Source organism: Citrobacter braakii, assembly GCF_002075345.1.
GTDB classification, from domain to species: Bacteria; Pseudomonadota; Gammaproteobacteria; order Enterobacterales; family Enterobacteriaceae; genus Citrobacter; species Citrobacter braakii.
In genome coordinates this window covers 175,942-202,388 of record NZ_NAEW01000007.1, presented here as the reverse complement: position 1 = coordinate 202,388, position 26,447 = coordinate 175,942, and the positions used below count along the sequence as shown (strand labels likewise).

At 52.7% G+C, this 26,447-nt stretch carries 27 protein-coding genes and 1 pseudogene; 12 read left to right on the top strand and 16 right to left on the bottom strand.

The genetic code is table 11. From position 1 onward, the window contains the following. Positions 1-4 precede the first annotated feature (4 nt). The 4 genes from nlpI to mtr all read left to right on the top strand — a co-directional run bounded on the left by nlpI (position 5) and on the right by mtr (position 4,398). A complete protein-coding gene (gene nlpI, locus BZK42_RS16695; RefSeq protein WP_003024982.1) occupies positions 5-889 on the top strand; it encodes a lipoprotein NlpI in 885 nt (294 codons plus the stop codon). Positions 890-995: 106 nt separating this feature from the next. Further along, a complete protein-coding gene (gene yrbN, locus BZK42_RS28340; RefSeq protein ID WP_010723222.1) occupies positions 996-1,076 on the top strand; it encodes a protein YrbN in 81 nt (26 codons plus the stop codon). Beyond that, positions 1,069-3,000, top strand: coding sequence for a DEAD/DEAH family ATP-dependent RNA helicase (locus tag BZK42_RS16690; protein WP_047413955.1), 1,932 nt, complete (start codon positions 1,069-1,071; stop codon positions 2,998-3,000). The genes yrbN and BZK42_RS16690 overlap by 8 nt, the downstream gene beginning before the upstream one ends. 153 nt (positions 3,001-3,153) lie before the next feature. After that, complete coding sequence (gene mtr, locus BZK42_RS16685) at positions 3,154-4,398, top strand: tryptophan permease (protein ID WP_016154664.1); 1,245 nt, start codon at positions 3,154-3,156, stop codon at positions 4,396-4,398. 89 nt (positions 4,399-4,487) lie between these two features. Here mtr and BZK42_RS16680 read toward each other — a convergent pair whose 3' ends face one another. The 3 genes from BZK42_RS16680 to ubiU form a co-directional block, all read right to left on the bottom strand. Next, positions 4,488-5,495: a luciferase-like monooxygenase gene (locus BZK42_RS16680; RefSeq protein WP_080859546.1), complete on the bottom strand. Its 1,008-nt coding sequence runs from the start codon at positions 5,493-5,495 to the stop codon at positions 4,488-4,490. An 80-nt stretch (positions 5,496-5,575) separates the two neighbouring features. Next, a complete protein-coding gene (locus BZK42_RS16675; protein WP_019077776.1) occupies positions 5,576-6,454 on the bottom strand; it encodes a U32 family peptidase in 879 nt (292 codons plus the stop codon). 8 nt (positions 6,455-6,462) lie between these two features. Continuing rightward, positions 6,463-7,458, bottom strand: a complete 996-nt coding sequence (gene ubiU, locus BZK42_RS16670) for a ubiquinone anaerobic biosynthesis protein UbiU (protein ID WP_016154661.1) — start codon at positions 7,456-7,458, stop codon at positions 6,463-6,465. A gap of 219 nt (positions 7,459-7,677) precedes the next feature. On the opposite strand from ubiU, the gene ubiT reads away from it, so the two are divergent. Together ubiT and BZK42_RS16660 are read left to right on the top strand one after the other, a co-directional pair. Further along, positions 7,678-8,202, top strand: coding sequence for a ubiquinone anaerobic biosynthesis accessory factor UbiT (ubiT, locus tag BZK42_RS16665; protein ID WP_016154660.1), 525 nt, complete (start codon positions 7,678-7,680; stop codon positions 8,200-8,202). Continuing rightward, the gene (locus tag BZK42_RS16660; protein WP_016154659.1) at positions 8,196-8,699 is read left to right on the top strand and encodes a GNAT family N-acetyltransferase; all 504 of its coding nucleotides are present in this window, start codon (positions 8,196-8,198) and stop codon (positions 8,697-8,699) included. The genes ubiT and BZK42_RS16660 overlap by 7 nt, the downstream gene beginning before the upstream one ends. Here BZK42_RS16660 and BZK42_RS16655 read toward each other — a convergent pair. After that, positions 8,686-8,995 (bottom strand): annotated as a pseudogene (locus tag BZK42_RS16655) (GIY-YIG nuclease family protein). The gene BZK42_RS16660 and the pseudogene BZK42_RS16655 sit on opposite strands and share 14 nt — an antisense overlap. Before the next feature lie 43 nt (positions 8,996-9,038). Between BZK42_RS16655 and BZK42_RS16650 the strand changes: the two are divergent. Both BZK42_RS16650 and BZK42_RS16645 read left to right on the top strand, forming a co-directional pair. Then, entirely contained in the window at positions 9,039-9,467 is a 429-nt protein-coding gene (locus tag BZK42_RS16650; RefSeq protein ID WP_016157562.1) for a YhbP family protein, read from the top strand. Positions 9,468-9,504: 37 nt separating this feature from the next. Beyond that, positions 9,505-10,140 carry an NAD(P)H-binding protein gene (locus tag BZK42_RS16645; RefSeq protein ID WP_016154656.1) on the top strand — a complete coding sequence of 212 codons (636 nt, stop codon included), beginning with the start codon at positions 9,505-9,507 and terminating at the stop codon, positions 10,138-10,140. Positions 10,141-10,190: 50 nt separating this feature from the next. Here the strand turns inward: BZK42_RS16645 and dolP are convergent, their stop codons facing one another. From dolP to BZK42_RS16625, 4 genes are read right to left on the bottom strand one after another with little or no spacing between them, the layout of a single operon-like run. Then, positions 10,191-10,766, bottom strand: coding sequence for a division/outer membrane stress-associated lipid-binding lipoprotein (gene dolP, locus BZK42_RS16640; protein WP_003024954.1), 576 nt, complete (start codon positions 10,764-10,766; stop codon positions 10,191-10,193). 9 nt (positions 10,767-10,775) lie between these two features. Then, positions 10,776-11,366: a DnaA initiator-associating protein DiaA gene (diaA, locus tag BZK42_RS16635; protein WP_003024948.1), complete on the bottom strand. Its 591-nt coding sequence runs from the start codon at positions 11,364-11,366 to the stop codon at positions 10,776-10,778. Between the two features lie 34 nt (positions 11,367-11,400). Further along, the gene (locus tag BZK42_RS16630; RefSeq protein ID WP_019077774.1) at positions 11,401-11,796 is read right to left on the bottom strand and encodes a YraN family protein; all 396 of its coding nucleotides are present in this window, start codon (positions 11,794-11,796) and stop codon (positions 11,401-11,403) included. Then, positions 11,754-13,805, bottom strand: a complete 2,052-nt coding sequence (locus BZK42_RS16625; RefSeq protein WP_080859545.1) for a penicillin-binding protein activator — start codon at positions 13,803-13,805, stop codon at positions 11,754-11,756. Before BZK42_RS16625 ends, BZK42_RS16630 begins: the two co-directional genes overlap by 43 nt. A 63-nt stretch (positions 13,806-13,868) precedes the next feature. Here BZK42_RS16625 and rsmI point away from each other — a divergent pair, with 63 nt between their 5' ends. Together rsmI and BZK42_RS16615 are read left to right on the top strand one after the other, a co-directional pair. Then, positions 13,869-14,732, top strand: a complete 864-nt coding sequence (gene rsmI / locus BZK42_RS16620; RefSeq protein ID WP_016154652.1) for a 16S rRNA (cytidine(1402)-2'-O)-methyltransferase — start codon at positions 13,869-13,871, stop codon at positions 14,730-14,732. Positions 14,733-14,734: 2 nt separating this feature from the next. Then, positions 14,735-15,760, top strand: a complete 1,026-nt coding sequence (locus tag BZK42_RS16615; RefSeq protein WP_080859543.1) for a Fic family protein — start codon at positions 14,735-14,737, stop codon at positions 15,758-15,760. On the opposite strand, the gene BZK42_RS16610 is transcribed toward BZK42_RS16615, so the two are convergent. The 8 genes from BZK42_RS16610 to garD form a co-directional block, all read right to left on the bottom strand. Then, complete coding sequence (locus BZK42_RS16610) at positions 15,757-16,530, bottom strand: DeoR/GlpR family DNA-binding transcription regulator (protein WP_003828620.1); 774 nt, start codon at positions 16,528-16,530, stop codon at positions 15,757-15,759. The genes BZK42_RS16615 and BZK42_RS16610 overlap by 4 nt on opposite strands. A gap of 111 nt (positions 16,531-16,641) precedes the next feature. Further along, a complete protein-coding gene (gene gatD / locus BZK42_RS16605; protein WP_047358514.1) occupies positions 16,642-17,685 on the bottom strand; it encodes a galactitol-1-phosphate 5-dehydrogenase in 1,044 nt (347 codons plus the stop codon). A gap of 44 nt (positions 17,686-17,729) precedes the next feature. Then, on the bottom strand, positions 17,730-19,103 hold the full coding sequence (locus BZK42_RS16600; protein WP_016154648.1) for a galactitol-specific PTS transporter subunit IIC: 1,374 nt from the start codon (positions 19,101-19,103) through the stop codon (positions 17,730-17,732). A 4-nt stretch (positions 19,104-19,107) separates the two neighbouring features. After that, positions 19,108-19,392: a PTS galactitol transporter subunit IIB gene (gene gatB, locus BZK42_RS16595; protein WP_003828616.1), complete on the bottom strand. Its 285-nt coding sequence runs from the start codon at positions 19,390-19,392 to the stop codon at positions 19,108-19,110. Between the two features lie 29 nt (positions 19,393-19,421). Continuing rightward, positions 19,422-19,886, bottom strand: coding sequence for a PTS galactitol transporter subunit IIA (gene gatA, locus BZK42_RS16590; protein ID WP_019077770.1), 465 nt, complete (start codon positions 19,884-19,886; stop codon positions 19,422-19,424). 14 nt (positions 19,887-19,900) lie between these two features. Beyond that, the gene (gatZ, locus tag BZK42_RS16585; RefSeq protein WP_016154646.1) at positions 19,901-21,172 is read right to left on the bottom strand and encodes a tagatose-bisphosphate aldolase subunit GatZ; all 1,272 of its coding nucleotides are present in this window, start codon (positions 21,170-21,172) and stop codon (positions 19,901-19,903) included. Positions 21,173-21,304: 132 nt separating this feature from the next. Further along, complete coding sequence (locus BZK42_RS16580; protein ID WP_047358513.1) at positions 21,305-22,159, bottom strand: tagatose bisphosphate family class II aldolase; 855 nt, start codon at positions 22,157-22,159, stop codon at positions 21,305-21,307. A gap of 178 nt (positions 22,160-22,337) precedes the next feature. Beyond that, on the bottom strand, positions 22,338-23,909 hold the full coding sequence (gene garD / locus BZK42_RS16575) for a galactarate dehydratase (RefSeq protein ID WP_049042721.1): 1,572 nt from the start codon (positions 23,907-23,909) through the stop codon (positions 22,338-22,340). Positions 23,910-24,312: 403 nt separating this feature from the next. Between garD and garP the strand changes: the two genes are divergently transcribed. Then, positions 24,313-25,647 (top strand): galactarate/glucarate/glycerate transporter GarP, encoded by a 1,335-nt coding sequence (garP, locus tag BZK42_RS16565; RefSeq protein WP_003024898.1) that lies wholly within the window; start codon positions 24,313-24,315, stop codon positions 25,645-25,647. Positions 25,648-25,662: 15 nt separating this feature from the next. Further along, positions 25,663-26,433, top strand: a complete 771-nt coding sequence (gene garL / locus BZK42_RS16560; protein WP_080859542.1) for a 2-dehydro-3-deoxyglucarate aldolase — start codon at positions 25,663-25,665, stop codon at positions 26,431-26,433. The last annotated feature ends 14 nt before the right edge of the window (positions 26,434-26,447 follow it).

Genomic DNA, 26,447 nt, shown 5'->3' with positions numbered 1-26,447 from the left:
GGAAATGAAGCCTTTTTTGCGCTGGTGTTTCGTTGCGACAGCACTCACGCTGGCTGGATGCAGTAATTCCGCCTGGCGTAAGAGTGAAGTCCTCGCAGTACCATTGCAACCGACTTTGCAGCAGGAAGTGATTCTGGCACGTATGGAACAAATTCTTGCCAGTCGGGCTTTAACCGATGACGAACGCGCACAGCTTTTATATGAGCGCGGAGTGTTGTATGATAGTCTCGGTCTGAGGGCACTGGCGCGAAATGATTTTTCACAAGCGCTGGCAATCCGACCAGATATGCCTGAAGTATTCAATTACTTAGGTATATATTTAACGCAGGCAGGCAATTTTGATGCTGCCTATGAAGCGTTTGATTCTGTACTTGAGCTTGATCCAACTTACAACTACGCGCACTTAAATCGCGGTATCGCATTGTATTACGGCGGTCGCGACAAGTTAGCGCAAGATGATCTGCTAGCGTTTTATCAAGACGATCCCAATGATCCTTTCCGTAGTCTGTGGCTTTATCTCGCCGAGCAGAAGCTCGATGAGAAGCAGGCTAAAGAAGCGTTAAAGCAACGCTTTGAGAAATCGGATAAAGAGCAATGGGGATGGAACATTGTCGAGTTCTACCTGGGCAACATTAGCGAAGCAACGCTGATGGAACGCCTAAAGGCGGACGCAACGGATAACACCTCGCTCGCTGAGCATCTCAGTGAAACCAACTTCTATTTAGGTAAGTACTACCTAAGTCTGGGGGATTTGGACAACGCTACGGCATTGTTCAAACTGGCGGTGGCTAACAACGTTCATAACTTTGTTGAGCACCGATACGCATTGTTGGAATTATCGCTCCTGGGCCAGGACCAAGATGACCTGGCAGAATCGGACCAGCAATAGCTGACGTACACATCAGCCCGTAATCTTTTTTGATTGCCATCACCTTCACGGGTGAGGGCGTTGTTGTTCGTTAATACACCTACTTTGAGCCGGTTCACACTTTTCAATGAAAATTGCAGATCAATTTCATGATGAGTTATGTAGACTGGCCGCCATTAATTTTGAGGCACACGTACTACATGGCTGAATTCGAAACCACTTTTGCAGATCTGGGCCTGAAGGCTCCTATCCTTGAAGCCCTTACCGATCTGGGTTACGAAAAACCATCTCCAATCCAGGCAGAGTGCATTCCGCATCTGCTGGGCGGCCGCGATGTTCTGGGTATGGCCCAGACGGGTAGCGGCAAAACTGCAGCGTTCTCTTTACCGCTGCTCAACAATCTTGATCCTGAGCTGAAGGCACCTCAGATTCTGGTGCTGGCACCGACCCGCGAACTGGCGGTTCAGGTTGCAGAAGCCATGACGGATTTTTCTAAACACATGCGCGGCGTGAACGTGGTTGCCCTGTACGGCGGCCAACGTTATGACGTGCAATTACGTGCCCTGCGTCAGGGACCACAGATCGTTGTCGGTACGCCGGGCCGTCTGCTGGACCACCTGAAGCGCGGTACTCTGGACCTCTCCAAACTGAGCGGTCTGGTACTGGACGAAGCTGATGAAATGCTGCGTATGGGCTTCATCGAAGACGTTGAAACCATCATGGCGCAGATCCCGGAAGGTCATCAGACCGCTCTGTTCTCCGCGACTATGCCGGAAGCGATTCGTCGTATTACCCGCCGCTTTATGAAAGAGCCGCAGGAAGTACGCATTCAGTCCAGCGTAACTACCCGTCCTGACATCAGCCAGAGCTACTGGACCGTCTGGGGCATGCGTAAAAATGAAGCGCTGGTGCGTTTCCTGGAAGCAGAAGACTTTGATGCGGCGATTATCTTCGTTCGTACCAAAAATGCGACCCTGGAAGTGGCAGAAGCGCTGGAGCGTAGCGGTTATAGCAGCGCTGCACTGAACGGCGACATGAACCAGTCCCTGCGTGAGCAGACTCTGGAGCGTCTGAAAGATGGCCGTCTGGATATTCTGATTGCTACCGACGTTGCGGCACGTGGCCTGGACGTTGAGCGTATCAGCCTGGTTGTTAACTACGACATCCCGATGGATTCCGAATCTTACGTTCACCGTATCGGCCGTACCGGTCGTGCGGGCCGTGCGGGTCGCGCGCTGCTGTTCGTTGAGAACCGTGAGCGTCGTCTGCTGCGTAACATCGAACGCACCATGAAGCTGACTATTCCGGAAGTAGAACTGCCGAACGCAGACCTGCTGGGCAAACGCCGTCTGGAAAAATTCGCCGCTAAAGTACAGCAGCAACTGGAAAGCAGCGATCTGGATCAGTACCGTGCTCTGCTGGCGAAAATGCAGCCGGAAGAAGAACTGGATATCGAAACGCTGGCAGCCGCACTGCTGAAAATGGCTCAGGGCGAACGTCCGCTGATCCTGCCGCCAGATGCGCCGATGCGTCCGAAACGCGAATTCCGCGACCGTGACGATCGTGGTCCGCGTGACCGCAACGATCGTGGCCCGCGTGGTGACCGTAATGAGCGTGGTGGTGAAGACCGTCCGCGTCGTGAACGTCGTGACGTTGGCGATATGCAGCTGTACCGCATTGAAGTGGGCCGTGATGACGGTGTTGAAGTCCGTCATATCGTTGGTGCGATTGCTAACGAAGGCGATATCAGCAGCCGTTACATCGGTAACATCAAGCTGTTTGCTTCCCACTCAACCATCGAGCTACCGAAAGGTATGCCGGGCGACGTGCTGCAGCACTTTACCCGTACTCGCATCCTGAACAAGCCGATGAACATGCAGCTGGTTGGCGATGCAGTTCCGCACACCGGTGGTGAGCGTCGTGGCGGTGGCCGTTTCAGCGGTGAGCGTCGTGAAGGCGGTCGTGGCGAAGGTCGTGGTTTCAGCGGCGAGCGTCGTGAAGGCGGTCGTAGCGAAGGTCGTCGTTTCAGCGGCGAACGTCGTGAAGGCAACCGCGGTCCGCGTCGTGACGATTCTTCTGCTCCGCGTCGTGATGATTCCGCTGGTCGTCGTCGTTTCGGCGGTGATGCGTAATCCATGCGAAATTACGGTTTAATACCGTAAAGTAAAATATACAGCCCCGATCTCAACAATCGGGGCTTTTTTTATTTCATTTGTACTCGTGTACTGGTACAGTGCAGCACATTGAAATGTAGTCACAATATAAATGACTGGAGAGATGGCTAAATGGCAACACTAACCACCACCCAAACGTCACCTTCGCTGCTTGGCGGCGTGGTGATCATCGGCGGCACCATTATTGGCGCAGGGATGTTTTCTCTGCCAGTGGTCATGTCCGGGGCGTGGTTCTTCTGGTCAATGGCGGCGCTGATCTTCACCTGGTTTTGCATGCTGCACTCCGGGCTGATGATCCTTGAAGCTAACCTCAATTACCGCATTGGTTCCAGCTTTGACACCATCACGAAAGATCTGCTGGGCAAAGGCTGGAACGTTGTGAACGGCATCTCGATTGCTTTCGTTCTCTATATCCTTACCTATGCGTATATCTCGGCGAGCGGTTCGATCCTGCATCACACCTTCTCGGAGATGTCGCTGAACGTTCCGGCGCGTGCGGCGGGTCTTGGTTTTGCGCTGCTGGTGGCGTTCGTGGTGTGGTTAAGCACCAAAGCGGTTAGCCGCATGACGGCGATTGTGCTGGGCGCGAAGGTGATTACTTTTTTCCTGACCTTCGGCAGTCTGCTGGGGCATGTTACGCCTACGACGCTGTTTAACGTGGCGCAGAGCAACGCTTCGTATACGCCGTACCTGCTGATGACGTTACCGTTCTGCCTGGCCTCATTCGGCTATCACGGCAACGTCCCGAGCCTGATGAAGTATTACGGCAAAGATCCGAAGACCATCGTTAAGTGCCTGGTGTACGGCACGCTGCTGGCGCTGGTGCTGTATACCGTATGGTTGCTGGGGACGATGGGTAACATCCCGCGTCCGGAATTTATCGGTATTGCGCAGCAGGGCGGTAACATTGATGTGCTGGTACAGGCGCTGAGCGGCGTGCTGAACAGCCGCAGTCTGGATCTGCTGCTGGTGGTGTTCTCCAACTTTGCGGTGGCGAGTTCATTCCTCGGCGTCACGCTCGGTCTGTTTGACTATTTGGCGGATCTGTTTGGTTTTGATGACTCGGCAATGGGACGTTTTAAAACGGCATTGCTGACGTTTGTCCCGCCGATTGTCGGTGGCCTGCTGTGGCCGAACGGTTTCCTGTACGCCATTGGCTATGCAGGGCTTGCCGCGACCATCTGGGCCGCCATTGTTCCGGCGCTGCTGGCCCGTAAATCTCGCGAGCGTTTCGGCAGCCCGAAATTCCGTGTCTGGGGCGGCAAGCCGATGATTGCGCTGATCCTGGTATTCGGTATCGGCAACGCGGTTATCCATATTCTGTCGAGCGTGAATTTGTTGCCTGTGTACCAGTAACCTTTTAGTGCCGGATGGCGGTTGCGCCTTATCCGGCCTATACGATCTCGTAAGCCCGGTAAGCGAAGCGCCACCGGGCAAAACAACGATTACCCCACCAACTCTTCTTTCACCTGCATCGTCAGGTCAAACGAATGTAGCCGTGCCTGATGATCAAAAATCTGGCCGTTAACCATAATTTCATCGGCCTGGGTTTCACGCAAAATGGCGTCGAGACCGTGTCGCACTTTCGCCTTATCACCAACCAGCGACATGCTCAGAGCCTGTTGTACGCCGTACTGCTCGGAAGCGGACCACAGCTGATGCATATTCTCTACCGGTGGCGGTAGCTGGCCGGTTTCGCCACGACGCAGTTTCACAAACGCCTGCTGCATTGAGGTGAAAAGAAATTCGGCATCGCGGTTGCTGTCGGCGGCAATGATGTTGATGCACACCATCGCATACGGCTTTGCCAGCCGTGCTGAGGGCTTGAACTGGGTGCGATACAGATGCAGCGCCTGATGCAACATATCCGGAGCAAAGTGCGAGGCGAAGGCAAATGGCAGGCCGAGCTGGGCTGCCAGCTGTGCGCTGTACAGGCTGGAGCCTAATAACCAGACCGGGATCTGCTCGCCGTAGCCGGGAACCGGGCGTACATGAGGATTTGGATCGCGGGCGTCGAACCAGTCCACCAGTTCAGCTACGTCGCGCGGGAAGTTATCGATATCACCACTCATATGGCGGCGCAACGCGCGCATGGTCGGTTGGTCGCTACCCGGCGCGCGGCCAAGCCCGAGATCGATTCGTCCCGGATACAGCGTATTCAGGGTACCGAACTGCTCGGCGATCACCAGCGGCGAATGGTTGGGCAGCATAACGCCGCCAGAACCAAGATGCAGCGTGGTGGTATTGGCAGCCAGATAGCCAATCAGCACAGAGGTCGCAGCGCTGGCGATGCCGGTCATGTTGTGATGTTCTGCCAGCCAGTAGCGGTGGTAGCCGCGCTTTTCAGCCAGTCGAGCGAGATCAAGCGAGTGTGTGAAGGCCTCTTTTGCCGAAGACCCTTCAGGGATCGGCGCCAGATCCAGCACCGAGAACGGAATAGTTTTGTCAGTCATAACGGCTCACTTTGTTACCGGTTAATCTTTTAATACTGCATTAAAGATTAGCGAATGTTGTTAACAAAGTGAGCTATTAATCACGGCTGTAGTTCAAGACCTGCCAGCCGTTTCCAGTAGCCGTTGCAGTCGCTGTGGGCAGCAAGCGGTAATGGGGCAGTGCCATTTTCATTGGCGCGGAAGGCATCGAGCATGGCGAACGTGTCGCTGCCTGAAGGGGACAGACGCACAATATCAACCAGACCCTGCATCGATGTCAGCTCGTTGCCGAGGTTGTAAACATAGCCGCTCATGGTCTGGATGCCGTTGAGGACAAAGACCTGCTGATTCTCCTGCGACAGCACATCGCGCCCATTCGGGTATTTGATGCAGCAGGTTTCACACTCGTCTTTTGGACGGTCTTCAGAGCGTGCGGTAAAGCAGCGGGCAGAGTACGCCAGCGGCAGATGCCCGTAGCTCAGTACCTCTACTTCAAACTGATTGCGAATACCCAGCTCTTCACACTGGTTAAGCAGATTGACCAGCCAGTCACGGGACAGTTCTACCGGCATACACCAGCGCACCATGCCCTGCCTGAGCAGCAAACGCAGGGTTACCGCGTTGTAGCAGTTGAGTGCATGCCCGGCGACAAACGGCAGCTTACGCTCGGCGCACATGTTTACCACGCCGAGATCGCTGGCTTCCAACAGGAAGTCGCCGTTTTCGACATAGCGCTTCAGTTCTCCCAGCTCAGAGGAGGCCTGCACCAGCGCCAGCGTTGACAGCACCACCTGTTTACCGCTGCCAGCGAGCGATTTCGCCATATCGATCCAGTCGCCTACTTTGGTAGCGCGGCGTTTACTGCACACCGCTTCGCCAAGATAGATAACGTCGGCCTGGCTGGTGGCTGCCTGCTGATAAAAATCTTCCAGCGTTTCTTTCGGCCAGTACCACAGCACCGGCCCTAAGGAATATTTCATTGCTTCTCTCACTGCCATTTACGGTGATACGCGCCAAGCGTGGTCTGCGTGCCTTCGGACATTGAACCGAGCGTTTCCATCCACGCGGCCTGTGGGGCGTAGTTTTGCGGGTCGGCCATACAGCGGTCGATCGCCTGGCGCCACACTTTCGCCACCTGGCTGACGTAGGCCGGGCTACGCTGACGCCCTTCGATTTTCACCGAGGCAATATTGGCCGCCAGCAGTTCTGGCAGCAGCTCCAGCGTATTCAGGCTGGTGGGTTCTTCCAGCGCATGATAGCGCTCGCCATCAACCAGATAGCGGCCTTTACACAGCGTCGGATAACCGGCGTTTTCTCCGTCCTGATAACGGTCGATCAGCACTTCATTAAGACGGGATTCCAGCCCTTGTTGGGTCTGCTGCCAGCGAACAAAACGGGCAGGAGAGCAGGCGCCAACCGTATTAGGAGACTCGCCCGTCAGATAGGATGAAAGATAGCAGCGACCTTCCGCCATAATGCACAGACTGCCAAAGGCGAACACTTCCAGGGGAACTGGCGTGACGCGAGCGAGCTGCTTCACCTGGTGAATAGACAGTACGCGCGGCAGTACCACGCGGGCGACATCAAAGTTGCGATGATAGAAATTAATCGCCTCTTCATTGGTTGCAGATGCCTGAACAGAGACATGACGCTCAATATGCGGGTAGCGCTCTGCGGCATACTCAAGCATGGCGAGGTCGGCGAGGATCAGCGCATCCGCACCCAGTTGCGCCGCCATATCTACGGCACGTTGCCAGCGCGCGTAACCATCCGGATGCGCAAAGGTGTTAATCGCGATGTGCAGCTTACGGCGGTGCTGATGGACAAAACTCACCGCTTCCTGCAATTTTTTCTCGGTAAAATTAAGGCCGGCGAAATGACGGGCGTTGGTATCATCTTTCAGCCCGATGTAGACCGCATCAGCGCCGTTCTCGATGGCCGCCTTAAGCGCCGGGAGGTTTCCGGCAGGGCAGAGCAGCTCCATAATTTATCCTGAACGTTGCGCCGTAAAGGGCGCAGAAATGTTAACGAAGAGGGATTTTAGTTAACCTTGCTGAGACAATTTTTGATTTGAGGCAGTTAAAGTCGTATTGGTGATACCAATAAGAGGTAACAATTTCGTAGCGAATTGTTGATTTATGCCGCTATGTCGTTTATTTGATATGGCAAAATAGCAGGATAATTGAAACAGGGAGTAAAGCTCGTGTTGGATAAACTGCGTTCACGCTTAGTACATTTTGGTCCTTCTCTGATGAGTGTACCGGTTAAACTGACGCCCTTTGCGCTGAAGCGCCAGGTTCTGGAGCAGGTCCTGAGCTGGCAGTTTAGTCAGGCGCTGGCCGATGGGGAGCTGGAGTTTCTCGACGGTCGCTGGCTGAGCATTCATGTGCGTGACATTGGCCTTAAATGGTATACCTCTGTTGAGAACGATAAACTTATCGTCAGCCAGAATGCAGAGGCGGATGTGAGTTTTAGCGCGGATGCCAGCGATCTCCTGATGATCGCGGCGCGTAAGCAGGATCCGGATACGCTGTTCTTCCAGCGTCGCCTGGTGATTGAAGGTGATACAGAATTAGGGCTGTATGTAAAAAATCTGATGGACGCCATCGAACTGGATCAGATGCCTAAAGCGTTGCGCGTCATGCTGATGCAGTTGGCGGATTTTGTTGAGGCGGGAATGAAAACGTCGCCAGAAACCAAACAGACTTCGGTAGGTGAGCCATGCTGATTCGAGTTGAAATTCCCATTGATGCCCCAGGTATTGATGCATTGCTGCGTCGTTCATTTGAGAGCGATGCGGAAGCGAAATTAGTGCACGACCTGCGTGAAGACGGTTTCATAACGCTGGGTCTGGTTGCTACCGATGACGAAGGTCAGGTAGTGGGTTACGTCGCGTTCAGCCCTGTCGATGTCCAGGGCGAAGACCTGCAATGGGTCGGCATGGCGCCGCTCGCGGTGGATGAAAACTACCGTGGACAGGGCCTGGCGCGTCAGCTGGTCTATGAAGGACTCGATTCCCTGAACGAGTTTGGTTACGCCGCGGTGGTTACGCTGGGCGATCCGGCGCTGTACAGCCGCTTTGGTTTTGAGCTGGCTGCCCATCATGACCTGCGTTGCCGCTGGCCGGGCACCGAAAGCGCGTTCCAGGTTCATCGCCTGGCGGAAGATGCGCTGGAGGGTGTGACGGGCCTTGTGGAATACCACGACTACTTCAATCGTTTTTAAGCGCCGGGGGTTTGCAGGCTGCTCAGTAGTGCCTCAAGCCCTTCGCCTTCAACAAGGCGCTCTTTCTGCCGCTTTGTAAGCTGTTTGACGCGATATTCTAAGCGCAGGGCCAGCGAACGGTCGCCGACCTGAGCCGCAAATGCCAACGTGAGTTCTCCCTTTCCGCGCAGCGCCTTCGCGCCTTTCCCACTTTGATGCTGCTTATAGCGGCGCTGCACATCGGTGGTTATTCCGGTGTATAAGGCGTTGTCCGCAGTACGGATCAGGTACAGATACCAGGGTGTCATTGTCACCATCGACGTGATAATTTTCAGGCCTACAGTATAAAAGAGAACAGAAATGGAAACACTGACTGCGGTGACCCGCTGGCTGGCAAAGCAGCACGTCGTGACCTGGTGTGTACATCATGACGGTGAATTATGGTGCGCCAATGCGTTTTACCTGTTTGATGCGCAGAAGATGGTGTTCTATGTGCTGACCGAAGAAAAAACGCGCCATGCGCAGATGTCCGGGCCGCGCGCGCCGATTGCCGGCACGGTAAATGGTCAGCCCAAAACGGTCGCCCTGATTCGTGGCGTACAGTTTAAAGGGGAAATCCGGCGTCTTGAAGGGCAGGAGAGTGAAGCCGCGCGTAACGCCTACAACCGCCGTTTCCCGGTCGCCAGAATGCTGCCTGCGCCCGTGTGGGAGATTCGACTGGATGAAGTCAAATTCACGGACAACACGCTGGGCTTTGGCAAAAAAATGCACTGGCAACGTGATCTATAGTTAATAGAGTGATTAAAGAGTCAGGGGAAGATTAGCGATGAGTCAGGTATTAATAACAGGCGCAACGGGGCTGGTAGGCGGAAATTTGCTGCGTATGCTGCTCAATGAACCCCGGGTCAATGCCATCACGGCACCGACGCGTCGACCGCTGGCTGATACGGCTGGCGTCTATAATCCCTATGATCCGCAGCTAACCGATGCGCTGGCGCAGGTCACCGATCCGGTAGATATTGTCTTTTGTTGTCTGGGAACCACCCGGCGTGAAGCGGGTAGCAAAGAAGCGTTTATCCATGCTGACTATACGCTGGTGGTGGACACGGCCCTGACGGGGCGTCGGTTGGGCGCTCAGCATATGCTGGTGGTCAGTTCGATGGGTGCCAATGCCAATTCACCGTTTTTTTATAACCGGGTGAAAGGGGAAATGGAGCAGGCGCTGATCGCGCAAAATTGGCCGCGGCTGACGATTGTTCGGCCTTCAATGTTACTCGGAGAACGGGATAAACAGCGGGCGAATGAGAGGTTTTTAGCGCCGTTATTTCGGCTGCTACCGGGGAACTGGAAGTCGATTGAGGCGCGTGATGTAGCCCGGGCTATGCTGGCGGAGGCACTGGCGCCTGGACATGAAGGCGTTTCGATCCTGACCTCTTCCGAACTGCGCGAAAGAGCCAAATAAAATGCCGGAGAGGACGCTCTGGCGTCGCCATCCGGCATTTGTAGCTTGTCTTACTTAATAAACGTAAAAGCCGTAGTGACGCGTTTCACGCCGCTTACCCGGCTGGCGATGTCTGCCGCAGCCTTCGCTTCACGTTCAGTCACCAGACCCAACAGGAACACTTCCCCGTTTTCGGTGGTGACTTTCACGTTAGAGGATTTCACCTGATCGCTGGTCAGCAACTGGGAACGTACTTTAGTGGTTATCCAGGTATCGTTAGACGCATCGCCCAGGCCGATTGGCTGACCCTGACGGATCTCGTTAAAGACCTCAGTGGTACCTTCTACGCCCATCGCAATCTGTTTTGCTCGCGCAGACAGTTCGCTATTTGGCGACTGACCGACCAGCAGCACTTTACCCTGATACGCGCTCACGTTGATACGCGCCTCTTTCTTGATCTGGGCATCTTTCGACAACGCGGTATTGACGCGTAATTCCAGGGTTCCGTCATCTACCTGGGTGCCTACACTGCGAGGATCCGTCGCGGCTTTGGTGCCGACAGCAGCAGTTCCGACAACGGCGGCAGCGACACAGCCTTGCAGTAGCAGGGCAGCGATAATCACAGCAAGCGGCGAAAATGCCTTCATGTGTACTCCTTAATCATCCTGGTGAGGGAAAAGCGTGTTATCGATGAGATCGCAAAGGCAGTTGACCGTCAGCATATGCATTTCCTGAACGCGGGCGCTGTGGTGTGAAGGGATACGGATTTCAACATCCTGCGGCCCCAGTAACCCGGCCAGCTCCCCTCCGTCATACCCGGTCAGTGCGACAATTGTCATGTCGCGTGTCACGGCGGCTTCAACGGCTTTTACGATATCGCGGCTATTACCACGCGTAGAGATTGCCAGCAGAACATCACCTGCATGTCCCAGCGCACGGACTTGTTTTGCATAAACTTCGTCGTGCAGGCGATCGTTGGCAATCGCAGTTAAGACCACATTATCAGTATTTAGTGCAATCGCAGGTAAACTTGGGCGTTCTGTTTCAAAACGATTGATCATGCTGGCAGCAAAATGCTGTGCGTTGGCAGCGGACGTCCCATTACCACAACAGAGAATTTTGTTGCCATTGAGCAGGGACTGAACCAGCGTCATGGCTGCACGGGAGATCGCATCCGGAAGTGCTTCAGCCGCAGCTATCTGAGTTTGAATGCTTTCTGTAAAGCAGACTTTAATTCTATCTAACACGCTAATCCTTAAGAACCAGGCTCTGAATCTTCAACTATGAGCGGTCGTTGAACGCGTCCTTAAACCACTCAACATCATTTCCGGTGAAGGCTAACACATCGAACCGGCAATCCACAGTATCAAAACTTCCATTGTGGCGCGCAAGCCACAAGCGGGCAGTCTGTAATAATTTGTGTTGTTTGCTCCGGGTCACACTCGCCGCTGCACCGCCAAACTGGGCTGAGCGCCGATAGCGAACCTCAACAAATACGGTGGTGTTGCCTTCACGCATTATCAGGTCGATTTCGCCGCCACGCTCATGCACGTTGGCGGCGATAAAATGCAGTCCCTTGCTCTGCAGCCAGTCACGCGCGGTGGATTCCCACGCGTCACCGGTCTGTTTACTCGTTAACTGGCGGGGACGACTTGTCCTTGCTGGTATTTGAGCCATGATAACTTCCTGTTAATCACACAATCCTGCGTTGCGGTTAAGGCTCCGGTGTTGCCGTTAATTTCGAAACCCTGCACCTGACGCATTTGCGAGAAGTGGTTGGCAAGCGACCAGGCATCGACGCCCATCGCGTACATACGCGCCAGCGAGTAGTCGTTACGAACCGCGCCTAGCGCCTGCTGCATGAGAGGGGCGTTAGCGCCTGCCAGCATCGGAATTTCGCTGTACTGCAAGCCTTCCATCTCCAGACGGAAATCCGGGCCGGCAGTTCCCTGCGCGCTACGGGAGCTGGCGTACAGCGTGGCACCGCTCTGGCTACCGTTGCGCATGGCGATCATCGGCTTTATAAATGCAATTTCTTCCGGCGTTGCCAGAATATATACGGCATCAACACGACCGCTGCCGCCGGTGATTTGCGCATCGGTAGGTGCTGCCGGAATGGTCAGACCGCCAATCGTCACGCCAGGCTGCGCGGGTACAGAAGAGGCCACCGGGCTGCCCGTCAGGGAGATCCCCGAGCCGCCGTTGACGCCCATTTTCAGCTCAGCGGTGGAGCCGAACTTCTGCTGCAGCACCACGCCGCCACCCAGTTTTTGCCACTCCTGTGCAAAGGCGTTGGCAACGCGATCGCCTAACGAACTCCGCGGGATCAACAACAGCGGCGTCTGTTTTCCTTGATCGCGAATGTGGCGTGCTGCGTCGCGCGCTTCATCTTCTGGCGACAGAGCGAAGTAGCAGACGTTCGGCAGGTTTTTCACCGACTCCGGCTGATTAAGCGCCAGGACGTTTAATGGCGTGTTGCTTTTCATCAGCTCTTCAACATTGTTCTTCAACAGTGGGCCAACCACGATGCTGGCGCCATCCTGCTGAACCTGAGTCAGGATCTGATTCAGCGGTTGTGATGACGTGTCGTAGATTTTCAGCTCCGCGGACGGATTCGCTGGTGCGCTGGCGGTTGTTGGCTGCGCAGGCGCTGTTGGTTGTGAGGCTGTAGCTTCTGGCTGTGCTGGCGTCTCGTTGGTCAGATCGCTTACTGACGCCTGAGCTGGGCTGGCAACACCGTCAGTCGTTTGCGGCTGTTCCGTGGTCGTCGCAGCCGCTGTATCCGCAGCAGGCGCGGCAACAGCAGGGTCCGCTACGGGTTGAGTACCCATATTTTTCGCGGCTTCAAAGCCTTGCTGAATAGTACGGCCAAACACCGCAGCCTGACCGTTCAGCGGCAGCAGCAGAGCAATTTTGCTGGTGGAAGCGGGTTTAAAGCTCTGCACGTTAACCAACTGCGTTGGCAACAGTTTTGCCCCCGGGTTTTGTGGATAACGTTTCTGCCAGTCAGCAATACCGGCTTTCATCATGTCTGGATCGTTACGGTTATCGAACCAGACGCGCTGGAGATCTAACCAGCCTTGCAGCACGTTTTCATCCGCATTGATGACCAGCGTCTGCGCTTGCTCCTGGGTCATGGATGACAGAGCCTGCCAGGTGGCATCCATGTTTTTCTGCTTAGCGTTCGCGGCCAGCAGCGGTTCCTGGGCGATCAGGGCGCGCAGTAAAGTCAGCGATGGACGACCCTGGTTGACGTCGATTTGCGCCTGCCAGTATCTCGCCTGCTGGTTTTGATCAAAATCGGCGGGGGTTAGCTTATCCAGCAGGGCCTGTGCGCCAGCGACATCTTTCTGCGCGAGCTTAATTTCGACGGCCAGCAGTGACTGCTCACGACGCTGGGTATCGCTTAGCTTCTGTGGTAGCTGGTTGAACAGCTCGAAAGCCTGCTGGCTCTTGCCTTCTTTCAGCAGTGCACGAATGGCGAGTAATTGCCAGTTGGTCTTGCTATCATCTGAGCTTTGCTGCATTTGTTGCAGATAAAAGCCGGAATCAGCCTGCGCAGTGCCCTGCATATGGGCTGCACTCTGGTCTGGCGCCTGGGTGCCACAGCCTGCGAAAATCAGTGCAGCCAGAATGACTGGTAGCGCGCGTGCGGCTTTCAAACGAGAAAATGTTGAGGGTACCATACTGTATCCAGTGATATTTTTTTACTCAATGCTCAATATTAAATCGGCAATACGGACGACACAATGAAACAACACGAATCGGCGGATAATTCTCAAGGCCAACTCTTTATTGTACCTACTCCTATAGGAAATTTGGCTGATATTACCCAACGAGCGCTCGAAGTTTTACAAGCCGTTGATTTGATTGCCGCTGAAGACACTCGTCATACAGGACTTTTGTTACAACACTTCGCGATTAACGCGCGTTTGTTCGCTTTACATGATCACAACGAGCAGCAAAAGGCCGAAACGCTGGTGGCGAAGCTTAAAGAAGGGCAAAACATTGCGCTGGTTTCCGATGCCGGAACGCCGCTGATTAACGATCCTGGTTACCATCTGGTACGGACCTGTCGCGAAGCAGGGATCCGCGTTGTTCCCCTGCCAGGCCCTTGCGCGGCGATTGCTGCCCTGAGCGCTGCAGGTCTGCCTTCAGACCGCTTTTGCTATGAAGGTTTTCTGCCTGCCAAATCGAAAGGGCGTCGTGATGCGATGAAAGCCATTGAGGCTGAACCGCGTACGCTTATTTTTTATGAATCCACCCACCGTTTGCTGGATAGCCTGGAAGACATGGTTGCCGTCTGGGGCGAATCCCGCTACGTGGTGTTGGCGCGTGAGTTGACCAAAACCTGGGAAACCATTCACGGTGCGCCGGTCGGCGAACTGCTGGCGTGGGTCAAGGAAGATGAAAACCGTCGTAAAGGCGAAATGGTGCTGATTGTCGAAGGACACAAAGCGCAAGAAGACGACCTTCCGGCTGATGCGCTGCGTACGTTGGCCTTATTGCAGGCAGAGCTGCCGCTGAAAAAGGCCGCCGCACTGGCCGCTGAGATCCACGGCGTGAAGAAGAATGCGCTGTATAAGTACGCGCTGGAACAGCAGGGGGAGTAACAGTGAGCACCTACCAACCACCTTTCGTCATCACTCCATTGATCCTCAATCAAGTCATTGAAATTGGGGAGTTGATGGGGAATTGGGCGGCGATGGCTGGTAGGGCATCTCCTCTTTTGCGCAAAGAGAATCGTATTCGCACTATTCAGGCCTCTTTAGCGATTGAGCATAATTCGTTGACTACGGAACAAGTCACCGCTCTGATGGAGGGGAAACGTATTCTGGCTCCGGCTAAAGATATACAGGAAGTCAGAAATGCGATTCTGGCCTATGAAAAAATGTCAGAGTGGAAAAGTGAAAGACTCTCCGATCTTTTACAGGCACATCAAATCCTGATGATGGGACTTGTCGATAACCCGGGTCAATTGCGATCCGGCAATGTCGGTGTTTACAGGGAGAAACAGCTTATCCATATGGCCCCACCGGCGTCACAAGTTCTTCGATTGATGAATGACCTACTGGGCTGGTTAAAAACGACAGAGCTCCACCCACTGATTGCTGGTGCTATTTTCCATTATGAATTTGAATTCATTCATCCTTTTGCCGACGGCAATGGACGGATGGGCCGGTTGTGGCAGACATTAATCCTCCGTGAGTGGCGATCGGAATTGGCGTGGTTACCAGTAGAGACACTGATCCACTACCAACAGGATCGCTACTACCAGGTGTTAGGGCAGTGCGATCGGCAAAGTAGCTGCACGCCATTTATAGAATTTATCCTTGAAAACATCATCTCTGCTTTGCAAGAGGGATTGGGGAAATCATCAGCCCTGTCGGAAGAAATGTCGGAAGAAATGTCGGAAGAAATGTCGGAAGAAATGTCGGAAGAAATGTCGCCTGATTTACTGGATATTGAAAAACGCATACTACAAATCTTGTCGAATCAGCCAGGCAGATCCGCCAAAAGTATCGCTGATGAGTGTGAAATCTCAGCCCGAACTGTAGAACGCTATCTGAAAGCGTTGCAGCTAAAAGGCAAACTGCAACGCGTTGGCGCGACGAAAGGGGGGCTATGGAGGGTAATTTAAACGACCAGCAGTTCAACCCCTGTTTTGGCCAGCGCTGATTTATCCTGTTTGCTGATACTGTCGTCGGTTATTACGCAGTTAATCTTCTCCATTGGAAGTACCTGATTAAAACCTCGTCGGTTAAATTTTGTTGCATCCAGTACGGCAATAACCTTATGTGCCGCAGCAGCCATCACGCTACTAATCGAATAGCCTTCGTTGAATGTCGTTATACCATTAGTGGCATCAATCCCGTCGGCGCCAACGAACATCAGGTCTGCGCTTATCCCTTGAAGGGAACGTTCAGCGATAGTGCCATGCATTGAATGAGTTTTGTGACGCACCGTGCCGCCGCAGACGACCAGCGTAATGTCTTTGTTTTCCGATAACGTAAACGCAGCGGGCAGGCTATTGGTAATAACTGTGATATTACTTTTTCGGTTTAGCGCCTCAGCGATCAGTAAGGTCGTGCTTCCGCTATCCAGAATCACGGTCATTCCTTCCTCGACCATTGCCGTTGCAGCCTGAGCGATCCGCTTTTTGGGATCGCTGGCAAGCTGATACCGGTCTTCTAATAATACTTCCTGATTGTCACCTTCAGCCAGATGGCTTCCTGGTTTTGCCGCACCGCCATGAAAACGGGTGACCAGACCCTTCTCTTCTAATAACCGCAGGTCGGCGCGAATGGTTACTTCAGAAATACCAAAGGTATTCGAAAGATCCATTACCAGTACGCTACCTTGCGTATTAATCAGGTCGACAATTTTATTCCTTCTCTCAAATGAGTTCATATTGATTTGCCTGATAATTTGACTGCCACTAGTTTAATCGAAGGATTGCGAAAGGTGAACGCTAAATTTCGAAAGTAAATGTGAGCCAGCGCAGGTTGCTGGCTCGTTGGGTCAGGAGTGTTTGAGCAGAATTTTCCCCTGCATCGGCGCGCCATTGAGTGACTTGACTGCGCTGGCAAAGCTGTCGGCATCACCACTGTGGGCAATTAACGGCTCAAGCTGTAAGCGTTTCTCCGTGAGTAAACGGGCAGCGGTTTCCCACTCTTCTCCAGGCCATGGGCTGGAATAGTTCATCCAACTGCCAAGGATGGTTAACTCTTTACGCAATATTTGCCCAAAAACACCTGAAGCTAGCGCCAGATCGTGATGCAGCGTACCGACTAATGCCAGTTGAGCGCGAGGTCCGGCAATTTCGATCGACAGAGTAACAGTTTGTGGGGTTCCCGCAGTCTCCAAGATGAGTTGGTCAAATTGAATGTTCTCCAGACCGGAGTGGATCTCGGTCGCACTCATCTCCCGACTGTTAAACACATAGGTTGCACCCAGTTCTTTTGCTAACGCCAGCTTCTGCGGGTTGATATCAATCGCCGTGATGCTTTTTGCGCCGAGTTCGCGAGCACATTGCATTGCCAGTAAACCGATAGTACCTGCACCAACGATGATCACGTTTTTGCCTTCGCATCCCTGAGCGAGGTGAAAAGCATGCAGGCCAACGGTAATGGGCTCAATGAATGCGCCATCATCAATCGGCATTTCTGAAGGCAGGCGGAACAGGTTGGCGCGTTTTACCACCACATATTCTGCATTGCCGCCTTCGCTGCGCGATCCGACAAACTGATATTGCTTACACAATGAGAAATATCCACGCTCGCACTGAGGACAGTGGAAGCAGGGGAGCAGCGGTACGCAGGCAACGGCATCTCCGGGTTGTAGATCGGTTACGCCCGCGCCGTAAGACTCAACATAGCCACTGAACTCATGCCCAAGTGTGATTGGATAATAGTGAGCGCCATGATTGAAGACTCGGGGAATATCTGAGCCGCAAAGCCCTGAACTGACCACCTTGACCAGTACATCTTCATCAGTTTGTAGTTGTGGTATGGGACGTTCTTCAACGCGTACGTCGCCCTCAGCGTGAATAACCACTGATTTCATAAGTGTCTCCAGAAAAGTGAAGGGGAGCAAATGCTCCCCAGAAATTAAGATGCGGTCTGGCTTTCTGTTATGGCTGCCGCTTTTTCAGCCGCCACGAAATTACGCGCCCGACGCCAGGTCAGCAGTACACCCAACAGGTAAATAGCACCGATAATGATGAAACCCACCACGTTCTGCCAGGTGAAGAGCTGGATTAGCAGCCAGGTGATTGGGGAACCGCCCTGGTCCATTGAAGCCACCATGCCACCGGCTTTCAATGCGCCCGCATTGGCGGCTAGCTGGGTATGTAAACCAATGGTTTGCGTGGCTATCCACAGGGTGATACCCATGATGATGACGCCGGAGATCAGCGTGCGGAAAAGGTTTCCCTGATGAACGGCTACCGCCATGGCGACAAAGAAACCAATGGTCGCGAGATCGCCGAATGGCAGAACCTGGTTTCCTGGTACCAGAACGGCAATCAGAATGGTCAGCGGGATAAAGATAAGACTGGCGGAAACCACTGACGTATGGCCGAGCAGTAGCGCAGGATCCAGGCCAATCAAGAACTCTTGGCCACCAAATTTTGCCTGCAGGCGCTTGCGAGCATGCTTTGCAATGGGAGTGAGTCCATCCATAATCGGTTTAATGACGCGCGGCATGAGCAACATAACGGCAGCTGTTTTCACCGCCAGTTGGAGCACTGCTTTAACGTCATACCCTGCCAGCATGCCGATCACTAACCCCATCACAAAACCGACGGTCACGGGCTCGCCGAAGGGGCCGAAGCGTTTTTGTACATCGTCCGCACTGAAATGAATGCGGTTCAGACCTGGGATTTTTTCAATGATCGTATCAACCAGGACCGCTATCGGGCCCAGATATGCCGAGGAACCATGTGGAATGGCGATGCCTTCCAGACCAAAAAAGTCGCGCGTGTCTTTGGCAAACCAGTCTCCCAGTTTGTAGACGAAGGCGGCATGAACAACCACACCGAGGATGCCCAACCAGTATGAACCGGTCGCCAGATGCAACATGGCGCCGGTAAACGTCATATGCCAGATATTCCAGATGTCGACATTCACCACACGGGTCATGCGGGTAACCAGCATCAGGATATTCACCCCAATGGCGACAGGAATCGCAATTAACGCAATTTGCGAAGCCCAGGTCATCGGTGATGAACCAGGCCAGCCGACATCGATGACGTGCAGGTTAATTTGAAACTGTTCTGCCATTGCTTTTGCGGCAGGTCCAATAGAGTCCAGCATCAGGCCGATTACCAGGCCGATGCCGACAAACCCAATCCCGATATGCAGACCAGATTTGAAACAATCCCCGAGCTTCATTCCCAGCAATTTTGAGAAGATGATGATCACTAACGGCAGCATAACCGTTGGACCTAAATCGAGGATATAACGCATTATTTCGCTAAACATGGCGTTACCCCACGAGGATGGTCAGGATTTTTTGCTGCAATGCTTCGATACCCACGCCTGAGACAAAAGGCATGCCGTGAACCACCGGGATATCGCCAAATGTACGGTCAACGCGAGCCGTGGTACAAATGAGGTCTGCGCCGTCCATATAGGTTTCGATTTCTGTTACACGACACTGAACCAGGTCGAGTTGTATATTGTTGGCTTCACAGAGTTCTTTAATTTCTTCTGCAGCCATTGTTGAAGTTGCTACAGCACCGCCACAGGCCACAATTACTTTACGTTTCATAGGGTATTCCTTTTATTATCAGTTTTTTATCAAATCTGGGCACAGAGCTCAGACTCAAGGATTTTTTCCCGAAAGAGCATTGCCAGTTCTGCATCGGGCGCATTCAGTAATGCTTCAATGGTGTTCGGGTTTTGTAGCTCACTAAACAGACGACGCAGGAGCTTCAGTTGTGCCGTCGGGTTCTCAACGATTAAGGCGATAATTAAAGAGACGGCGATCTCTTCATCATCATCCGCTTGTTGAAAGTTGACCGGTGTATCCGGGCGAATCAGATAGATAGCAGGAGATTTAGCATGGACAGCTTCACAATGTGGAATCGCAACGGCATGACGTTCCAGCGCTATTCCAGTTGGAAAGGTTGCTTCACGCTCAATCAGGGCCTGCGGGTAACTTTCGTGCACGACCCCTTTGGCCAGCATCTCCTCCCCAATATGTGTCAGCGCATGCTGACACGAGCTAAAGTTAATTCCTGTTCGGACAAAAAGTTGGCTCATATATTCTCCTGATTTCAGGCAAGTGCTGGTGCGCAACCAAAGCGATAGGCGCGCAGAACGTCCTGAATTTTGTCGATAATCAGATTGTGTGGCGTCGCGGTTAACGTTCCTTCAGACAGACGCTCAAATTGCACGGGCATAAATTGGCTAATTAGCCCCAGTGGTAAAGCGACGTCATTAAGATTGGTTATTAATTTCTCTACGCTTTGACGAATGCGGGGATGCGGCCAGTAGTAACGAATACGGTCGGAGAGACTGAAGTGAATATCAACCATCGCCTGACTCCAGGTTGGGCGATAGTATTTTTTCCAGTAGTCCGGTTCATTCAACATAACTTCGTCAATCACTTCCAATACCCGGCTTCTTTGCTCCGGAGATACCAGTTCATTTTCCATTTGCGCAAGGGCAAAAATAGCTTCACGCAGAGCGAAGGTGAGTGCTGGACCCACTTTCAAAATCGCATAGTGATCGCGTACCAGCGCACGGTATGCCTGGCGGGTTTGATAATCTGTGGAATGCGCTTCGTAGACCATTGGGGTCTCTTTGATCCAGGCGGAAAGCGCTTTTGCAGCTTGTGGCTGATAGTGAATAATTTGAGTGTGATCGAATTCGACGCCGGGCTGGACCACAATGGCGATTACGCGCGTTAACGCTTCTTCAAGCCCTAATGCACTGAAGGCAACCTGATGGGTTTCCAGTGTCCGGGCGGCATCTTCTTCACGTGTGACATGAACGCTACCGATGGTGGTGGCTTCTCCACCAGGTACGGGAACTTCAGTGCCAATCACGTAAGTCAGTTGGCGTTTCTGTTCTTCGGTTGCTGTTGATTCTGCTGCCTGGCAAAGTATGGCTGCTCGCTGAGCAACAACCATCGGGTCTAGCGGTGTCGGATCGTCAGCGCAGGACATTGAAGCATCAAGATGGATTTTGCTGAATCCTGCGGCGACGTAAGCTTTAATCAAGGCTACGGATTTCTCCATCGCTTCTGCCGCTACTTCATTTTGCCAGCAGTTAGGGCCGAGGTGATCGCCCCCCAGGATCAGTCTTTCTCGAGGGAAGCCAATTTCTTGTGCGATGCCATAGACAAAATCACGGAAATCGGCGGGTTTCATCCCGGTATAGCCACCAAACTGATTAACCTGATTAGACGTTGCTTCGATCAGAACTTTACTGTCCGTATTGAGATCAAAGCGTAATGCGGATTCAATGACCAACGGATGTGCTGAACAAACAGAACAAATACCTAAATGTTCACCTGCTTTATGACGAGAGATTATTTCTTTCACTTCTATCTCCGATATCTTTTGTTTATCTTCATAATATTTTTGGATTGAAGGCAAAGGGTAAAAGCAGCTTTCGTGATCCAGCTTTAAAACAGACCTTTGCCAGAATTCATACAATTCATATTAATCAGTTACTTATAGTTTTCCTTCGCAACCGCAGTCGGCAATGACTTTACGTACCACTTCTTTCATGGCGGCTTTTGCTGGCATCATGTAATGCCGTGGGTCATTCGCATTGGTATTTGTACTCAGATAGGTTTTGAGTGCGCCAGAAAAGGCGATTTTGAGTTCGGTAGCGACGTTGACTTTGCAGATCCCTAAAGAGATGGCACGCTTAATATCATGTGCTGGCAGGCCGGATGCGCCATGTAGAACCAGTGGAATATCAACGGACTGACGAATTTCTGTTAGCCGTTCAAAATCCAGTTTAGGTTCAGTGCTATACAGTCCATGAGCTGTGCCAATCGCGACCGCCAGTGAGTCGATACCGGTTTTTTCCACGAACTCCCGAGCCTGTTCTGGGTGGGTATAAAGCGCATCTTTTCCGTCCACGATTAGGTCATCTTCTTGTCCACCCAACCGTCCGAGCTCAGCTTCAACGCTAACGTCATAGCGGTGGCAGTAATCCGTTACGTGTTTAACTAACGCAATGTTGTCGACAAACGGCAGATGGGAACCATCGATCATGACGGAGCGAATACCTGTAGCGACTTTCTCTTCAATATCGGTGGCGCTTTCATGGTGATCGAGATGGATGGCGAGAGGATGGTTCCAGCATCTTGCCAGTTCACTGGCGATTGCAACGATATTACCGACACCGGCATAGCTAAAAGTGCCAGGCGTGCCGGCGACGATCAACGGAGAGCGTAGTTCGGCTGCTGTTTCCACGACAACCTGTAAGGTCTCCAGGTTGTGAATGTTAAACGCCGGTACGGCATAGCCTTCTCGCTGTGCCTTCTTCAGCATCATTTTGCTTGAGATGATAAACATACTTCCTCCGAAGTCTTTCGATTGCTTTCTTCGAAATAAAGTATAGGGTTTCGTAACGTTTTTTTGTGATTTCGATCTGATAAATGAAAGTTTCGAAAGAAAAGGGAGGGTTGCGAAAGTATATGGCAAAAAAAAAAGCATGCCCGAAGGCATGCTCATGAAGAAAAAACGTGGATAATCAGGTCACTGGCGCCGGGTTAAACACCGCCAGTTGGTTATGCAGTCCCCATTGATCCGAGAAGGTTTTCTTACGCCCGCTGGCGACGTCGAGAATAAACTCGAACAGTTTCAGACCCACGTCTTCAATGGTTTCTTCGCCGGTGGCGATGGTGCCTGCGTTGATGTCCATCAGGTCAAACCAACGGTTGGCCAGCTCGGTACGGGTCGCCATTTTTATCACCGGCACGGCCATCAGGCCGTACGGCGTACCGCGTCCGGTGGTGAACACCTGCACGGTGATCCCGGAAGCGACCTGCTGCGTACCGCAGACAAAATCACTGGCGGGTGTAGCCGCGTAAATCAGGCCGCGTTTGGTTGGGCGTTGGCCCGGCGACAAGACTTCGACAATCGCGCTCTTGCCAGACTTGGCAATAGAACCCAGCGCTTTTTCCACCACGTTTGCCAGACCGCCTTTCTTGTTGCCTGGAGAAGGGTTGGCGCTGCGATCCGTTTTGCCCATATCAAGGTAGTTATCGTACCAGGCCATCTCTTCAAGCAGGCGTTTACCTACTTCTTCGTTAATCGCACGTGGGGTCAGAAGATGGATGGCATCGCGCACTTCGGTAACCTCAGAGAACATTACGGTGGCGCCGCAGCGTACTAACAGGTCGGAGGCATAACCGACCGCCGGGTTGGCCGTCACGCCTGAAAACGCATCGCTGCCGCCGCACTGCATGCCGACCACCAGTTCTGACGCCGGGCAGGTTTCACGCTGGCGTTGATTGAGTTTTGCCAGATGGTGTTCGGCCACCTGCAAAATATCGGCAACCATCGATTGAAAGCCAACGTGTTTTTCATCCTGCAGGCTGACGATGCTCGCGCTTTCGACCGGAATACTTTTCACATCGTGCGTGCCTTCCAGCAGGCGCTCTGGCTGCAGTTTTTCGCAGCCGAGGCCAATGACCATCACTTCACCGCCAAAGTTCGGGTTTAGCGCAATATTGTGAATGGTACGAATCGGCACGATGGCGGCTGGGGCATTAATCGCCACGCCGCAGCCGTACAGATGATTGAGTCCGACCACGCCGTCAACGTTCGGGTATTTGGGCAGCAGATCGCGCTCAATGATTTTCACCACATAATCCACCACGCCCGCCACGCAGTGCACGCTGGTGGAAATACCGAGCAGATTCTTGGTGCCGACACTACCGTCCGCATTGCGATAACCTTCGAAGGTGTAACCCTCAAGAGGCGGCAGCGGCTCTGGCACTTTGGTTGCCAGCGGCAGCGTCTCCAGCGGCGGGGCCTTGGGTAGCTCAACCATTGATTCATCAATCCAGCTGCCGCGTGGGATATCGCGAACGGCATAGCCTATCACTTCGCCATAACGCACGATTTCGCCGCGAACAGGAATATCCAGGAGCGCCACTTTATGTCCCTGGGGAATATGTTCAATGAGTTCCAGTCCGTCTGGAAAACGCGTCCCAGCTTTCAGACCATTGTCATTGACAATTATCGCCACATTATCTGTTTCGTGAACTTTAATATAAAACGCCGTTGGCGATTCTTGTCTGATTTCGATGTCGGCCATTGTCCAGTATTCTCCAACAAGGTGGTGATAATAGTGTGGATATTTATATTTTGAATCTAATTATAAGTAATAAAGATTCGGTATCGTGAAATAAGAATGTCAGGAGTTTATCGCCAAGAATGTGATGATGATCACTTAAACTCAGCAAGGCCGCCCCACCAGGGGTAGTAATACGTAAATGTGTGCATTAGCGCCCATGCATGTGTGCATCTGCCCAAAACATTATTTTAATAACGCATGTTTAATGAGCGCTTGCACAATGATTAACGTTGCGCTGCTGATTATACTAAATCACGGTTTCATAGCGTCTGATAAATTATTATGCGTTCTTATTATCAGTAATTTATCACCAGGAATATCTACCCAATAATAATAAAAATTTAATGTACCCGAGGTAATTAGAATGATTCTGGATACAGTTGTCGAGAAAAAGAAAGGCACGCACACCCGTTACTTAATATTGCTGATAATATTTATCGTTACAGCCGTTAACTATGCGGACCGTGCAACGCTGTCAATTGCCGGCACGGAAGTGGCGAAAGAGTTACAGCTCAGTGCCATCTCAATGGGGTACATTTTCTCCGCTTTCGGCTGGGCTTACCTGTTAATGCAAATCCCCGGCGGCTGGCTGCTGGATAAGTTCGGTTCTAAGAAAGTCTACACCTACAGCCTGTTCTTCTGGTCGCTGTTTACCTTCCTGCAGGGCTTTGTCGACATGTTCCCGCTGGCCTGGGCGGGTATTTCAATGTTCATCATGCGCTTTATGCTGGGCTTCTCGGAAGCGCCGTCCTTCCCGGCGAATGCCCGTATTGTGGCAGCCTGGTTCCCGACGAAAGAGCGCGGTACGGCGTCCGCAATTTTTAACTCCGCACAGTATTTCTCTCTGGCGCTGTTTTCGCCGCTGCTGGGCTGGCTGACCTTCGCCTGGGGCTGGGAACACGTCTTTACCGTGATGGGCGTGATTGGTTTTGTGCTCACCGGACTGTGGGTAAAGTTTATTCATAACCCAACCGATCACCCGCGTATGTCGCAAGAAGAGCTGAAGTTTATCTCTGAAAACGGCGCGGTCGTGGATATGGACCATAAAAAGCCGGGTGATGTGAAGTCAGGCGGTCCTAAACTGCATTATATCAAGCAGTTGCTCACTAACCGTATGATGCTCGGCGTGTTCTTCGGACAGTATTTTATCAACACAATTACCTGGTTTTTCCTCACCTGGTTCCCGATTTACCTGGTACAGGAAAAAGGCATGTCGATCCTGAAAGTGGGCCTGGTGGCTTCGATTCCTGCGCTGTGCGGATTTGCCGGTGGCGTACTCGGCGGCGTGTTCTCTGATTATCTGATTAAACGTGGCTTCAGCATCACTCTGGCACGTAAGCTGCCGATTGTGCTCGGAATGCTGCTCGCCTCGACCATTATTCTGTGTAACTACACCGATAACACCACCCTGGTGGTGGCGCTGATGGCGCTGGCGTTCTTCGGTAAAGGCTTCGGGGCGCTGGGATGGCCGGTGATTTCCGATACTGCGCCGAAAGAGATTGTCGGTCTGTGCGGTGGGGTATTTAACGTATTTGGCAATGTGGCTTCCATCGTCACCCCGCTGGTGATTGGGTATCTGGTGAGCGAGCTGCACTCATTTAATGCTGCGCTGATGTTTGTAGGGTGCTCGGCGCTGATGGCAATGGTTTGCTACCTGTTTATTGTCGGTGACATTAAACGTATGGAATTGCAGAAATAAACAAAGGTGTAAGCGATGAATAACACGATTTTTCCGAATAAGTTTAAAGCGGCTCTCGCGGCGCAACAGATTCAGATCGGCTGCTGGTCTGCATTAGCCAGCCCAATCAGTACCGAAGTTTTAGGCCTGGCGGGTTTTGACTGGCTGGTGCTGGACGGCGAACACGCACCGAACGACATATCGACGTTTATCCCGCAATTGATGGCGCTGAAAGGCAGCGCCAGCGCGCCGGTAGTGCGTGTACCGACCAACGAGCCGGTAATTATCAAACGCCTGCTGGATATCGGATTTTACAACTTCCTGATCCCGTTCGTGGAGACGGAGGAAGAGGCGGTGAACGCCGTGGCGTCGACCCGCTATCCGCCGGAAGGTATTCGCGGTGTGTCCGTATCCCATCGCGCCAATATGTTTGGCACCGTACCGGACTACTTTGCGCAGTCGAATAAGAACATCACCATCATCGTGCAGATCGAAAGTCAGCAGGGCGTCGATAACGTTGACGCAATCGCGGCGACAGAAGGCGTCGACGGGGTCTTCGTCGGCCCAAGCGATCTGGCTGCGGCGTTAGGCCACCTCGGCAATGCGTCACACCCTGATGTGCAGAAAGCTATCCAGCACATTTTTGCCCGCGTGAAAGCACACGGCAAACCAAGCGGCATTCTGGCCCCGGTAGAGGCGGATGCGCGTCGTTATCTGGAGTGGGGCGCGACGTTTGTTGCCGTTGGCAGCGATCTTGGCGTGTTCCGTTCAGCCACGCAAAAATTGGCTGATTCTTTTAAGAAATAACCACCCTCGACAGT

Bases quoted from the DNA above. Each gene is read 5' to 3' on its own strand.
- nlpI (WP_003024982.1), top strand. From the start codon at position 5: ATGAAGCCTTTTTTGCGCTGGTGTTTCGTTGCGACAGCACTCACGCTG.
- yrbN (WP_010723222.1), top strand. From the start codon at position 996: ATGAAAATTGCAGATCAATTTCATGATGAGTTATGTAGACTGGCCGCC.
- BZK42_RS16690 (WP_047413955.1), top strand. From the start codon at position 1,069: ATGGCTGAATTCGAAACCACTTTTGCAGATCTGGGCCTGAAGGCTCCT.
- mtr (WP_016154664.1), top strand. From the start codon at position 3,154: ATGGCAACACTAACCACCACCCAAACGTCACCTTCGCTGCTTGGCGGC.
- BZK42_RS16680 (WP_080859546.1), bottom strand. From the start codon at position 5,495: ATGACTGACAAAACTATTCCGTTCTCGGTGCTGGATCTGGCGCCGATC.
- BZK42_RS16675 (WP_019077776.1), bottom strand. From the start codon at position 6,454: ATGAAATATTCCTTAGGGCCGGTGCTGTGGTACTGGCCGAAAGAAACG.
- ubiU (WP_016154661.1), bottom strand. From the start codon at position 7,458: ATGGAGCTGCTCTGCCCTGCCGGAAACCTCCCGGCGCTTAAGGCGGCC.
- BZK42_RS16660 (WP_016154659.1), top strand. From the start codon at position 8,196: ATGCTGATTCGAGTTGAAATTCCCATTGATGCCCCAGGTATTGATGCA.
- BZK42_RS16650 (WP_016157562.1), top strand. From the start codon at position 9,039: ATGGAAACACTGACTGCGGTGACCCGCTGGCTGGCAAAGCAGCACGTC.
- BZK42_RS16645 (WP_016154656.1), top strand. From the start codon at position 9,505: ATGAGTCAGGTATTAATAACAGGCGCAACGGGGCTGGTAGGCGGAAAT.
- dolP (WP_003024954.1), bottom strand. From the start codon at position 10,766: ATGAAGGCATTTTCGCCGCTTGCTGTGATTATCGCTGCCCTGCTACTG.
- BZK42_RS16630 (WP_019077774.1), bottom strand. From the start codon at position 11,796: ATGGCTCAAATACCAGCAAGGACAAGTCGTCCCCGCCAGTTAACGAGT.
- BZK42_RS16625 (WP_080859545.1), bottom strand. From the start codon at position 13,805: ATGGTACCCTCAACATTTTCTCGTTTGAAAGCCGCACGCGCGCTACCA.
- rsmI (WP_016154652.1), top strand. From the start codon at position 13,869: ATGAAACAACACGAATCGGCGGATAATTCTCAAGGCCAACTCTTTATT.
- BZK42_RS16610 (WP_003828620.1), bottom strand. From the start codon at position 16,530: ATGAACTCATTTGAGAGAAGGAATAAAATTGTCGACCTGATTAATACG.
- gatD (WP_047358514.1), bottom strand. From the start codon at position 17,685: ATGAAATCAGTGGTTATTCACGCTGAGGGCGACGTACGCGTTGAAGAA.
- BZK42_RS16600 (WP_016154648.1), bottom strand. From the start codon at position 19,103: ATGTTTAGCGAAATAATGCGTTATATCCTCGATTTAGGTCCAACGGTT.
- gatB (WP_003828616.1), bottom strand. From the start codon at position 19,392: ATGAAACGTAAAGTAATTGTGGCCTGTGGCGGTGCTGTAGCAACTTCA.
- gatA (WP_019077770.1), bottom strand. From the start codon at position 19,886: ATGAGCCAACTTTTTGTCCGAACAGGAATTAACTTTAGCTCGTGTCAG.
- BZK42_RS16580 (WP_047358513.1), bottom strand. From the start codon at position 22,159: ATGTTTATCATCTCAAGCAAAATGATGCTGAAGAAGGCACAGCGAGAA.
- garD (WP_049042721.1), bottom strand. From the start codon at position 23,909: ATGGCCGACATCGAAATCAGACAAGAATCGCCAACGGCGTTTTATATT.
- garP (WP_003024898.1), top strand. From the start codon at position 24,313: ATGATTCTGGATACAGTTGTCGAGAAAAAGAAAGGCACGCACACCCGT.
- garL (WP_080859542.1), top strand. From the start codon at position 25,663: ATGAATAACACGATTTTTCCGAATAAGTTTAAAGCGGCTCTCGCGGCG.